This is a genomic window from Niveispirillum cyanobacteriorum (assembly GCF_002868735.1).
Lineage (GTDB): Bacteria > Pseudomonadota > Alphaproteobacteria > Azospirillales > Azospirillaceae > Niveispirillum > Niveispirillum cyanobacteriorum.
Genome location: NZ_CP025611.1, coordinates 3103638 through 3116213, shown reverse-complemented (window position 1 = coordinate 3116213; position 12576 = coordinate 3103638). Strand labels below are relative to the sequence as shown.

The following is a 12576-nucleotide window of genomic DNA, read 5'->3' as shown; positions in this document are numbered from 1 at the left end:
AAAGCATGGCGGTTTCCAATGATCAACCGCTGATGCGCCGCTGATCATGGGATGATGACAGGGGCGGCATGCGTGGCCGGGGGCTATCCCCCGGATCAAACGCCCCTTACCCTTTGATCCACATTCCCGCCCGCCGCCGGATCCAGGCACCATGACCGCCGTCACCCCCCGCCCCGCATCACCGCAGGCGGAAGAGAATTTCCCCCTTGGCATCGCCCTGGCCTTTGTCGCCTTCGCGCTGTACAGCGGCATGGATGTTACCATCAAGCTGCTGACCAAATCCTATGCGGTGCCGCAGATCATCGCGCTGAACAGCCTGTTCGCGCTGGGTCCCATCCTGATCTATGCGGCGGTCTCAGGCGGGCTTTACAATAATCTGCGCACGCGGCGGCCCCTCTATCACGTTATCCGTGCCACCTGCGGCCTGTTCAGCAGCTTCTTCGCCTTCTGGGCCTATTCGCGCATGCCGATCGCCGATGCCTATGCGCTGGCCTTTACGGCGCCGTTGTTCATCACGGCACTGGCCGTTCCGATCCTGAAGGAACCTGTGGGCTGGCGCCGCTGGTCGGCCATCGGGGTCGGGTTCGTGGGCGTGCTGATCATGCTGCGGCCTGGCAGCGGGCTGATCAATCTGGGATCGCTGGCCGTGCTGGCGGGGGCGCTGTTCTATTCGGTTGGCATGCTGGTCACGCGGCTGGCCCGCAACACGGAAACCAGCGTCTCTTTCGCCTTCTACGCCACGCTGGCCAGCGGCACGGTGTTCGGCGCCATGACGCCCTGGCTGGGCCGGATGCCCAGCTTGCATGATCTGGGCCTGTCGGCCATAGGCGGCACCCTGTGCGGCGTGGCCTTTGTCTGCCTGCTTACGGCGTTTCGCAAGGTGCCGGCGGCGGTGGCGGCACCGTTCCAGTATACGCAGATCATCTGGGGCGTGATGTTCGGCTACCTCGTCTTTGGCGATGTGCCGGACCGTACCCTGTTCATTGGGTTGGCCATCGTGGTGTCCAGCGGCCTCTATATCATTTATCGCGAGACGGTGTTGGGCCGGCAGGTCACGTCGCGCGCAGCGGCGGAGTAAGGGCGATGGGCGGGCGCACCCTGGCGGGTATCGGGTTCTTCGTCCTGGCGACCCTGCTGTTCGGGATCATGGATAGCCTGATCAAGCATGTGGGCCGGGATTACGGCACCTGGCAGATCATGTTCTTCCGCGCCATATTCTCGCTGCTGCCCATCGGCATCCTTATCGCGCGCACGGGCGGGCTGGTCAGCCTGCGCACCAAAAGCGTGACCAGCCATGCCGCCCGCTCCCTGATGGGCGTGGCTGCCGCGTACGGCTTCTTTTACGCCTTTTCCGTGATGCCGCTGGCCGATGTCTATGCCATCGGCTTTGCCGCACCCTTGTTCATGACGGCCCTGTCGGTGCCGGTGCTGAAGGAAAAGGTGGGCTGGCGGCGGTGGCTGGCGGTGCTGGTCGGCTTCGGCGGGGTTATGGTCATGCTGCGGCCTGGCCAGGGGATGTTCAGCCTGATCGCCCTGATCCCTCTCGGGGCCGCCTTCTTCTATGCCCTGTCCATGCTGTTCGTGCGGGCGTTGAGCCGGACGGAGAGCAATGGTGCCATCACCTTCTATTTCGTCACCACCATGGGTGTGGTCAGTGGTGTCTGCATGATCCCCGGCTGGCGCACGCCCGATGCCACGGGATTGGCGCTGCTGGCCCTGATCGGTGTGGTTGGCGGGTTGGCACAGATCATCTTCACCCAGGCCTTTCGGCTGGCCGCCCCGTCGCTGCTGGCGCCATTTGAATATATCGCCATGATCTGGGCCGCCGGATTCGGCTATTTCTTCTTTGGTGAGGTGCCGGATGCCGCCATCTGGACCGGCTGTGCCATCGTGGCGGCCTCAGGCCTGTACATCATCCACCGCGAAACCATCCTGCACCGGCAGGCGGCCATGGCCAGCAGCGCCGATGGAGAGACAATTCGTTAACGAAGCGGTTCGGACCGGCCCGCAACCTCTTGGCGCGGGTCCCACAAGTTTGGCATGCTGTTTCCCGATTGACCCGTCCCGAGGAAGGTAGCCCCCGCCCCATGCGATCCACCGGCGCTGCGCGAACCATTGTCCGGCCGGGCCGTCCCGACCCGCTGGGTGCCACCTGGGATGGGTTGGGGGTGAACTTCGCCCTATTCTCCGCCCATGCCGAAAAGGTGGAACTCTGCCTGTTCGACAGTGATGGCAGCCGGGAGATTGAGCGTATCACCCTGCCGGAATGTACCGACGATGTCTGGCATGCCTATCTGCCCGAGGCGCGGCCCGGTCTGCTTTATGGCTATCGCGTCCATGGCCCCTATGACCCTTCACGTGGGCACCGGTTCAACGCCAATAAGCTGCTGCTCGACCCCTATGCCAAGGCGCTGGAGGGGCCGCTGCGCTGGTCAGACGCGCATTTCGGCTATCGCATGGGGGCGGCGCGCGAGGATTTGTCCATCGACCGGCGCGACAATGCGCGCGGCATGCCGAAATGCCGGGTGATCGACCCGGCCTTCACCTGGGGCCTGGAACGCCGCCCGCGCGTGCCCTGGACCGATACCATCATCTATGAGGCGCATGTGCGCGGCCAGACGCTGCGCCATCCCGACATCGCGCCGGGCCTGCGCGGCACCTTCACGGGCCTGGCCAGCCAGCCGATGATCGACCATTTAAAGGCGCTGGGCGTTACCGCCATCGAACTGCTGCCCGTCCATGGCTTCACCGATGACCGGCATCTGGTGGAACGCTCGCTGCATAATTACTGGGGCTATGCCAGCATCTGCTTCTTCGCGCCCGAACCCGCCTATATGACGGGCCGTTCGACGCGCGAGTTCAAGAACATGGTGGCCCGCCTGCATGATGCCGGGATCGAGGTGATCCTGGACGTGGTCTATAACCACACGGGCGAGGGCAATCATCTGGGCCCCACCCTGTCCTTCCGCGGCATCGACAATGCCAGCTACTACCTGCTGCAACAGGATAAACGCTTTTACCAGGATCATACCGGAACCGGAAATACCCTCAATCTGGCTCACCCGCGCGTGCTGCAGATGGTCATGGACAGTCTGCGCCACTGGGTCGTGGACATGCATGTCGACGGGTTCCGTTTCGATCTCGCAACGACACTGGCGCGCGAGGCGCATGGCTTTGACCAGGGGTCGGGCTTCCTGGATGCCGTCCGTCAGGACCCGGTGCTGGCCGGCGTGAAGATGATCGCAGAGCCGTGGGATATCGGCCCCGGCGGTTACCGCGTGGGGCAGTTCCCATCCGGCTGGGCCGAGTGGAACGACCGCTACCGCGACACGGTCCGCCGCTTCTGGCGCGGGGATGAGGGGATGCTGCCGGAACTGGCGGCCCGCCTGACGGGATCGGCGGATATTTTCGACCATGCCCGCCGCCGCCCCTGGTCCAGCGTCAATTTCGTCACCTCCCATGACGGCTTCACCCTGGCCGACCTCGTCGCCTACAACACCAAGCATAATGAGGCGAACCAGGAGCAAAACCGCGACGGGCACGATGCGAATTTCAGCCATAACCATGGGGTGGAGGGGCCGACCGACGACCCCGCCATCAAGGCTGTGCGGCGGCGGCAGTCGCGCAACATGCTGGCCACGCTGCTGCTGAGCCAGGGCACGCCCATGCTGACGGCGGGTGACGAATTGCTGCGCAGCCAGCAGGGCAATAACAACGCCTATTGCCAGGACAGCGAGGTCAGTTGGATCAATTGGCCGGACCTGGGCGCCGATGAACAGGCCATGACCCGGTTCGTGTCGCGCCTGACGGCGCTGCGCCGCGCCCATCCCGTGCTACGCCGGGGCCGGTTCCTGCATGGGCGGGAAACCTCTGCGGATGGTCTGAAGGACATTACCTGGATCAATCCGCAGGGTGTGGAAAAGGCGCCGGAACAATGGCGCGACGGACAGGCGCGCTGCCTTGGCCTGCTGCTGAACGGCAAGGCGGGGCCGCATTTGTCGGCGGACGGCACGCCCGAAATCGACAGCGTGCTGCTGCTGATCGTCAATGCCGGAGAGGCAACGGCGGATTTCATCCTGCCCGCTGTGCCGGGCGGGTCGGGATGGCGTTGTCTGCTGGATACAGGTGACGAGGAAGGGCGGCCCAGCAGCCAGCCCGGCGCCCATCTGGCCATGACCGGTAAACCTGTCCCTTTGCCGGGGCGCACATGCTGGCTATATGAATTGATCGAAACGGGTGGCGGTGAACGCGCCCCGCTTTCCGGCCTGGGAGGGCCGGCGCATGCCTGATTATGATTTCCGCTCTACCGCCGTCGTCATCGTGGACCGCGAAAGCAATACGCGGCGGCTGTTACGCGGCATCCTGGCGCGCATGGGCGTGGACAAGATCCTGGATTTCGCCAGCGCCGCCGATGCGCCGGCGGCCCTCATCGCCGTTCAGCCCGACCTGTTATTCATCGACGCCGACGCACCGGACCCGGAGGGGCTGAAATTTGTGCAGGGTCTGCGCCATGCTCAGGCCCCGCACAATCCCTTCATCGGGGTCATCGCCACCACCTGGCAGCCCACCCAGCCGCTGCTGATGCGGTTCAATGCCACCGGCGCCGACGACATGATGGTGAAGCCGTTCAGCGCCAAGCAGGTGCAGGACCGGCTGATCAACCTGATCGAGGCGCGCAAGAGCTTCGTGGTTACCGCCGACTATATCGGTCCCGATCGCCGCCGGCAGCCGCGCGAAGGCATCCAGATCCCCCTGTTCGAGGTACCGAACACCCTGCGGCAGAAGGCCATGGGCATGTTCGACCGAAACAAGGCCGCCGACGCCATCGCCAACGCCCATGACGCCATCAATGTGCAGAAAATCGTGCGCAGCGGGTTCCAGGTGGCCTTCCTGATCGATTTCGCCTGTCCGGGCCTGTCCGCCGGGGCGGACCGAATGGCGGCGGACCACCTGATCCGGTCGGGGACCGCCCTGGATGATCTAATGCGCCGGCTGAAACCCGATGCCGACCTGCGCGGGCAGGCCGAAACCTATGCCGCCACCATCCGCGCCACCATCGAACAGTTCAAGGCCGCCCCCGATCTGCCGCTCGGCGGCGTGCAACCGCTGCGCGCCGCCGCCATCGGCATAGCGGCCCTGACATCACGCCGGGCCGATTTGTCGCTGGTGGAAAACGAGGTACGCGGCGCCGTCACCGCCTACCGCAATCGCCTGGCGCAACTGGCCCAGGCCAAGCAGCAGGCGGCAGCGGAGAAGGAAGAGGATAAGCCGGCGGATTGAGGGGGCTTAGCCCTTAATCCTCAACCTCTTCATTGGCATAGATGCCCCAGAAGTCAGTGCGTTCCAGCCATCCGTGATAGCCCTGGATTTCAACCTCGCACCACGGCCCCTTGCAGGAAACCAGCCGGCCCATCACGCCCGGCTCGGCCTGGGCCACGGCGGCGGCGGACGCGCTGGGCCGTTCGCGGATGGTGCGCAGTTCGCCGGTGATGACCAGGGTGCGTCGGCCCGACAGCATGGATTGATGCACCCAGCCCTGGGTCCCCTCCACATCGCGGATGCGGCGCCATGTGTCGAATTCCGCCGTGATCTCCACGGGCATGCCGGGGCGCACGAAGACCCAGTCGATCGGGTAGGAACGGCCGGGACCGGTACGGACATTCACCTCACCCGACCGGAGCGACACGAAGCGCGGGACCGGTAAGCCGGAGCGCACGATCATGTCCGACCTGGGGTCGGTTTCCTGGCCCATGCCGGTGGCGGGGCAAAGCAGGGCCGCGACCGACAGAAGACCGGCCAGCAGCAAGCGGGTCATGCCCGCCGCCACAGGTGTACGCATCTTTCCCGTCCGCGTTTCCAGCAACACAACGCCCCATGCAAGGCAGGCCGGCAAATCCCGGCATTATTCGTTAACAACCCTTTGTGCCGTACCCCGGTTATCCGGGTCAAGCACCAGCGACCATCCGTCCCGCCATGCCGGCATCATGGACAAGGGCGGCTGGCGCTTGTACTGCTATGGCAAACAGGTCTCGGGAGGATCATCGCACATGGCCGAACGCCGGAAGCCCCTGGTCATCGTCACGCGCAAGCTGCCGGACGTCATCGAAACACGGATGATGGAGCTGTTCCAGACGCGCCTGAACCTGGATGATCATCCGATGACGCGGGCCGAGTTGGAAGAGGCGGTGAAGACCGCCGACATCCTGGTGCCCACCGTCACCGACACCATAGACGAGGCTCTGCTTAACCAGGCCGGGCCGCAATTGAAGATGATCGCCAATTTCGGCAATGGCGTGGACCATATCGACCTGCGCGTGGCCCGCAACAAGGGCATCCTGGTCACCAACACGCCGGGCGTGCTGACCGAAGACACCGCCGACATGACCATGGCCCTGATCCTGGCCACCGCCCGCCGCCTGTCGGAAGGGGAGCGGTTGGTGCGGTCCGGGCAATGGACGGGCTGGGCCCCCACCGTCATGCTGGGGTCGCGTTTGGCCGGCAAGCGGCTGGGCATTATCGGCATGGGCCGCATCGGTCAGGCGCTGGCGCGCCGTGCCAAGGCCTTCGGCCTGTCCATCCATTACCATAACCGCAAGCCCGTCCACCCGGAGGTGGAGCAGGAACTGGATGCGGCCTATTGGGAAAGCCTGGATCAGATGCTGGCGCGCATGGACATTGTCGCCATCACCTGCCCGCGTACGCCGGCAACGTACCACCTGCTGAACGCAAGGCGCCTGGCCCTGCTGAAACCCACGGCTATCCTGGTCAATATCAGCCGTGGTCAGGTGGTGGACGAGGCGACGCTGGCCCGCATGCTGCAAAGACGCGAGATCGGGGCCGCCGGCCTGGACGTGTATGAGGATGAACCCAATGTCGATCCCAAGCTGCTGAAGCTCGACAATGTCGTGCTGCTACCGCACATGGCGTCCGCAACCCTGGAGGGTCGCATCGACATGGGCGAGAAGGTGATCGTCAACATCAAGACCTTCGCCGACGGCCACCAGCCGCGCGACCGCGTGCTGGAAATGATGTTCTGAGAATGGGAACGCCACCGGCGGTTCCCCCGCCGGTGGTTTTCACCCCACCTTATCATCCCGCACGATGCCGGGAACCGGCTCCAGCCCATGGCCCAGCGCCACCCGTTCGTCGAAGACGAAGCAGCCGCCTTCCCATAAACTGTCATCGGGCACGATGCGTTCCAGATAGTTCAAGATACCACCCTTCAGATGGTAGACCTCCCCGAACCCCTGTTCCAGCATATAGGCCGTCGCCTTTTCACAGCGGATGCCGCCGGTGCAGAACATGGCGACCTTGCGGTGCTTGGCCGGGTCCAGGCTGCGGCGGACATAATCGGGGAACTGGCCGAATGTGGTCGTGCCGGGATCGACGGCACCCTTGAAGGTGCCGTACCCAACCTCAAAGCTGTTGCGCGTGTCGATGACCAGCGTCTCTGGATCGCTGATCAGGGCGTTCCAATCCTCCGGCTCCACATAGGTGCCGACGGCCCGCAGCGGGTCGATGCCGGGCACGCCCATGGTCACGATCTCCTTCTTCAGCCGTACCTTCAGGCGGCCAAAGGGCGGCGTATCGGTGGTGGACCAGCGGGGCGCGATACCGTCCAGCCCCGTGATCTGCCCGATCTTCGCCACCACGCCCGGCATGGCGTCCGCGGGGCCAGCGATGGTGCCATTGATCCCTTCTGCCGCCAGCAGCAGCGTGCCGCACACGCCATTGGCCGCCATCATGTCGAACAGCGGCTGGCGCAGGTCCTGAAACCCCGGCAGCGGGTGGAAACGGTAAAGGGCGGCAACGGCGATGGCAGTCATGTCTGTGCGATCCGGGGTTAACGGCCCCGCTTATACCCCCCGTCCCCCTTCCCGCCAAGTTGGTCTACAGCGTGGCTGCCAACGCATAGGCCTGCTGGGTGGCAAAGACGATGCGGCGGGGGGCGAAGGCGTCGCCCAGCAGATGCAGGTTGGCCTGCTGGCCTTTCAACTCGTTATAAAGCCCGGCATCGGCCACCGACCCGCAAGCCAGAACCACGCTGTCCACCCCGTCGGCCATCTCCTCCTTGAAGGAAAAGACATTGCGCAGGCGGATGCGGCCTGGCTCGATGGCCATGGCCTGCACCTGATGGCGGAACATCACGCCGCCGCGCGACAGCCGGGCCAGGAACGCGCCCAGCGTATAGCGCCCCACAAGCGGTGCTGGCCCCGGCGTCTGGTACAGCATGGTCACCACATGCCCGCGCTGCGCCAGCAGGTCGGCCAGAGCCAGCGGGGCGGAATGATCATCCTGCACGATGATATGCACCCGCCGGCCCAGTGCGGCCCGGTCGGTCAGGACATCGCGCATATCATGCACGAAGGGCAGGTCCAGGCCCTTGATATCGGGGCGGCGGGCGACGGCGCCGGTGGCCACCGCCACCATGTCCATGCCTTCCGCCAACACGGATTCCACCGTGGCCCGGCGCCCGCGATGGACATGCACGTCCAACTGATCCAGGCGCCGGGACAGATGATTGATCCAGCCCAGGAACCCCTCCTGCGTGGGCAGCAAGGCCGCCAGCCGCACCTGTCCGCCCAGCCGGTCGGCGGCCTCCCACAAGGTCACTTTGTGTCCGCGTTCGGCAGCGCGCACCGCCAGTTCCAGGCCCGCCGGACCGCCACCCACCACCAGCAGGCGTTTTCTCACCGCCACGCGGGGCAGCGGCCCCTCCACCTCCCGCCCCGCATCGGGATTGACGGCGCAGGCGAAGGGCAGGTTCTCGACATAGCGGCGGCTGATACATTCATTGCAGCCGATGCAGGGCCGGATATCGGCAGCCCTGCCTTCGCGTGCCTTGGCCAGCAAGTCGCCATCGGCGAAATGCGCGCGTGCCATGCCCACCACATCGGCATGTCCCTCTGCCAGCGCCCGTTCCGCCACGTCCGGCCCTATGATGCGCCCCGTATAGACGATGGGGATGGATAGAGACCGGCGATAGACAGCAGCATGGTCAGCCCAGCCGCCGGCAGGGTAATGGTGCGGCTGAATGTAGGAGGGATCGCCCCAGGGGCTGCCCATCACCAGATGCACATAGTCCACGAGCTTGGCATCGGCCAGTCGCCCGGCAATGGCCGCCCCACCCAGCAGGTCGTACCCGCCCGGCTCACCTTCTGCCATGTTCATGCGGATGCCGACGGTGAAGCCTGGTCCCGTCGCGTCCCGGATCTCGGTCAGGATTTCCGTGATAAAGCGCAGGCGGTTGGCGAAGGAACCGCCATATTCATCCTCGCGCCGGTTGGTCAGGGGCGACAGGAACCATTCCATCAGATCGTCATGGTTGGCGTGGATCTCCACCCCGTCCAGCCCCGCCTTCTGCGCCTGGGAGGCTGAGAAACGGTATTCCTGCACAAACCAGCGGATTTCATCCCGGTCCAGGGCGTGGGGCACCTGATGGATCAGGGGGCCGGAAAGCCGCGCACTGGGCCCGTGCGGCATGCCGCCCTGGATCACCAGTTGCGTGGTCGCCACCGCCCCTTCCGCCTTTACCGCCGCCGCATAGGCACCGGCCCTTTCCAGATAATGCGGCAGGCGGAAGACGCCGTTCTTCATGGCCCCCACGCCCGTGGGCTCAAACCCCGGCGGCATCCGGTTTTCGACAAAGCCTGTGATCCCGTCGATCCAACCGGCCCCGGCGCGGGCGCGCGATGCCCAATAGGCAATGTTGCGCGCCGCCTCTGCTTCCGTGCCCCACAAATTGCCCACGGCACTGGCATGGGGTGGCAGCATCACGCGGTTGCGCAGCTTCATGGACCCGATGGTCAGGGGGCGGAACAAGTGCGGGTAATGGTTGGTCATGGTCTGCCCTCCCTTATCGCGCATTCGACCGGGCCGCCGCACGGCCCGCGCGCCAGCCGAAGATCATGGCGGGGCCCAAGGTGCCGCCCGCCCCGCCATAAACCTTGCCCGTCACCCCGCCCATAGCATTGCCGGCGGCATACAGGCCTTGGATTGGCTGACCCGACAGGTCCAGGACGGCCCCGTCGCGGTCCGTCTTCGGCCCGCCCTTGGTGCCCAGCGTGCTGGCATGCACCGGCACGGCATAGAAGGGCCCGCGATCCAGCGGCCCCAGGGTACGGGCAGGACCGGCGGGACGGTCGACATCGCCGTTCCAACCGTCATAGGCGCTGGTCCCCCGGCCGAAATCCGTATCCTGTCCGCCTTCCATCATCCGGTTCCAGCCGGCCACCGTGTCGGCCAGGGTATCGGCGGGTAGGCCGAGGCGGTGAGCAAGGTCCGGCACATTGTCGGCACGCGTGATCCAGTCCGGGGCCACGGCACCGGGCGTCAGCCCGAAGAAACCGTAGCGGTCCAGATAGGTCTGGCAGAAGATCAGCCAGCAGGGCTGATTGGCATAGGTGAAGCCGACGGGATCAAAGGCATGCAGGACAGCGCCAAACGCATTGTAGTTCGTCGCCTCATTGGCAAAGCGCCGGCCCTTGGCATTGACCATGATAGACCCTGGCAGGGTGCGTTCCCGCAGCAGCAGGAAATGGCGGGTCGGATCGTCACCCGCCTCCTCCCCACCCCAGGCGATGGTGGGCACCCACCAGGCCTCCGCCATATTGGTCAGGGCCGCACCCGCCCGCATGGCCATGCGCAGCCCATCGCCGGTGCAGGTGCGGGCCGTGGGCAGATGGCCGATGGGGCCGCGCAGGAAATCGCGCGCCAGATCACGGTCCCATTCAAAGCCGCCGGTCGCGATGATCACCCCGCGCCGGGCATTGATCGTGACCTCACCGCAGCACACGCCCGTCACCCGGCCCGTCTCATCGCGCACAAGGTCGGTGACGGTCTGGTTCAGGCGTGGTTCGATGCCCCGGTCCAGGCAGGCCTTCAACAGCCAGCCGACCAGGGCGCGGCCACAGCATTCGATACCGGCGGCACGGCGCGCCTGAATGGTGGCCGCATCCACGCCGCCGCTGCCGTCACCGCGCGGGCGTTCGCCGATCATGGTCCAGGGATTGGCCCGCCCGCGCAGCACGCGGTCGGCCCAGCCCCCTAGGGATGGCATGGCAAAGGGTCCGGGTTCCAGCGACCGGCCGCCATCGGGCATGCCGCCTTGATGTTCGGGATGGTAATCGGGAAACCCCTCCACCAACCTGATCTCCATCCCCACCGGCCCCGACAGCCAGTCGACCAGAGCGGGCACCGAGTCCACATAAGTTTCCGCCATGACGGGATCGATCAGGCCCAGCGACAGGGCATCCAGATAGGAGAGCGCCTGTTCCCGACTGTCGCGATCGCCCGCGAAATGGTTGGCGGGCAGCCAGAAGACGCCGCCGGACAGGGCCGTGGTGCCGCCAATGGCACCCGCCTTTTCCAGCAGCAGCACCCGTGCGCCGGCATCGGATGCGGCCAGGGCCGCCACCAGACCGGCGGCCCCGCTGCCCAGCACAATCACGTCTGCCAATTCCATCCCCGGCCCTTCCATCTTTTCCTCCCGCGCGGCATGATGGCCTGACGCCCGTTATATAACGGTTGTTATTTATAACGTATGTTATAGGAAAAGCAATGCCGGCCGTGGTGGATCACGAGGCGCGTCGACGCGCCGTGGCGGAAGTGACGGCGGACCTTGTCGCCAAGGCGGGGATCGAGGCGGTGACCGTGCGCGAGGTGGCGCAGGCCGCCGGATACAGCACGGCCATCGTCAGCCATTATTTCGCGTCCAAGGTGGAACTGCTGTTCTACACCTACCGCGCCACGGTCCTGCGCGCGCACCAGCGGATGGAGGGCGCACTGGAAGCCGGCGGCGGCCCGATAAGGCCTTATTTGGCTGCCCTGCTGCCGCTGAATGCCGAACAGCGGCGTGACTGGTTGGTCTGGTTCGCCTTCTGGACCATGGCCATCGCCGACCACACCCTGTCTGCCGAACAGCAGGTGCGGTCCCGGCAGATCACAGCGCGCGTGACCAGCCTGTTGATGGAACGCGGGCTTGCGGAGGATGCCGCCAAGGAAGGGGCACGGCGGCTGCTGGTCACCATCTATGGCATGGCCAGCCAAGCCTTCTTTGACCCCGAGCGCTGGCCAGCCGAAACGCAGCTATCGGTGCTTGACGCGGATTTGAAGATGATCGGGGTGGCCTAGCATCAGGCCACCCCAACCGGCGGTCAGTGCGCGTGGCCGCCCAGTTCGTATTTCGCCTGGCCAGTCTTACCGTCCCTGGTGCGCAGGCTCAGCACGATATCCGCACCTGCGGGCACCTCGCCCTTGCCTTCCAGACGGTCACCCGCCGGTTTCAGGGCGATGGTGCCGACACGGGTCGCCCCCTGTGTCAGCAGAACGCTGCCCATGGCACCATCCGGCGAGAGGACGGCGGTGCCATGGTTGGACAGATAGACGGCGACGGTGCCGGGCGTGACGACCAGTTCGGCCTCCACCCCTGCCACATCCTGCACGATGCCGCCATGCTTGCCCTTTTCGGCCTCGCCATGGCTGTGATCTTGGCCCTTTTCGGCAGCCACGGCCCCGGACAGGGGCAGCAGCGTGATCAGGGCGGCGGTCAGGAACGGCTTCAACATGATGTTTCTC

11 protein-coding genes are annotated in these 12576 nt (G+C 65.5%); 6 read left to right on the top strand and 5 right to left on the bottom strand.

Features of this window, described 5'->3' with window-relative positions:
• The first annotated feature begins 151 nt into the window (after nt 1–151).
• From C0V82_RS14495 to C0V82_RS14480, 4 genes are all read left to right on the top strand, one after another.
• Nucleotides 152–1078: a DMT family transporter gene (locus tag C0V82_RS14495; RefSeq protein WP_102112920.1), complete on the top strand. Its 927-nt coding sequence runs from the start codon at nt 152–154 to the stop codon at nt 1076–1078.
• Nucleotides 1079–1083: 5 nt separating this feature from the next.
• Complete coding sequence (locus C0V82_RS14490; protein WP_102112919.1) at nt 1084–1986, top strand: DMT family transporter; 903 nt, start codon at nt 1084–1086, stop codon at nt 1984–1986.
• Nucleotides 1987–2087: 101 nt separating this feature from the next.
• Nucleotides 2088–4289 carry a glycogen debranching protein GlgX gene (gene glgX / locus C0V82_RS14485; protein WP_102112918.1) on the top strand — a complete coding sequence of 734 codons (2202 nt, stop codon included), beginning with the start codon at nt 2088–2090 and terminating at the stop codon, nt 4287–4289.
• Nucleotides 4282–5280, top strand: coding sequence for a response regulator (locus tag C0V82_RS14480; protein ID WP_158659941.1), 999 nt, complete (start codon nt 4282–4284; stop codon nt 5278–5280). The genes glgX and C0V82_RS14480 overlap by 8 nt, the downstream gene beginning before the upstream one ends.
• A 13-nt stretch (nt 5281–5293) precedes the next feature.
• Here the strand turns inward: C0V82_RS14480 and C0V82_RS14475 are convergent, their stop codons facing one another.
• On the bottom strand, nt 5294–5839 hold the full coding sequence (locus C0V82_RS14475; RefSeq protein WP_199772421.1) for an SH3 domain-containing protein: 546 nt from the start codon (nt 5837–5839) through the stop codon (nt 5294–5296).
• A gap of 208 nt (nt 5840–6047) precedes the next feature.
• On the opposite strand from C0V82_RS14475, the gene C0V82_RS14470 reads away from it, so the two are divergent.
• Nucleotides 6048–7037 (top strand): 2-hydroxyacid dehydrogenase, encoded by a 990-nt coding sequence (locus tag C0V82_RS14470; RefSeq protein ID WP_102112916.1) that lies wholly within the window; start codon nt 6048–6050, stop codon nt 7035–7037.
• A 39-nt stretch (nt 7038–7076) separates the two neighbouring features.
• Here the strand turns inward: C0V82_RS14470 and trhO are convergent, their stop codons facing one another.
• From trhO to C0V82_RS14455, 3 genes are all read right to left on the bottom strand, one after another.
• Entirely contained in the window at nt 7077–7826 is a 750-nt protein-coding gene (gene trhO / locus C0V82_RS14465; protein ID WP_102112915.1) for an oxygen-dependent tRNA uridine(34) hydroxylase TrhO, read from the bottom strand.
• 64 nt (nt 7827–7890) lie between these two features.
• Nucleotides 7891–9843: an oxidoreductase gene (locus C0V82_RS14460; protein ID WP_102112914.1), complete on the bottom strand. Its 1953-nt coding sequence runs from the start codon at nt 9841–9843 to the stop codon at nt 7891–7893.
• Between the two features lie 13 nt (nt 9844–9856).
• The gene (locus C0V82_RS14455) at nt 9857–11479 is read right to left on the bottom strand and encodes an FAD-dependent oxidoreductase (protein WP_199772420.1); all 1623 of its coding nucleotides are present in this window, start codon (nt 11477–11479) and stop codon (nt 9857–9859) included.
• A gap of 80 nt (nt 11480–11559) precedes the next feature.
• Between C0V82_RS14455 and C0V82_RS14450 the strand changes: the two genes are divergently transcribed.
• A complete protein-coding gene (locus tag C0V82_RS14450) occupies nt 11560–12132 on the top strand; it encodes a TetR/AcrR family transcriptional regulator (protein WP_102112912.1) in 573 nt (190 codons plus the stop codon).
• A 23-nt stretch (nt 12133–12155) separates the two neighbouring features.
• Here C0V82_RS14450 and C0V82_RS14445 read toward each other — a convergent pair whose 3' ends face one another.
• Entirely contained in the window at nt 12156–12566 is a 411-nt protein-coding gene (locus C0V82_RS14445; RefSeq protein WP_102112911.1) for a hypothetical protein, read from the bottom strand.
• Between the last annotated feature and the right edge of the window lie 10 nt (nt 12567–12576).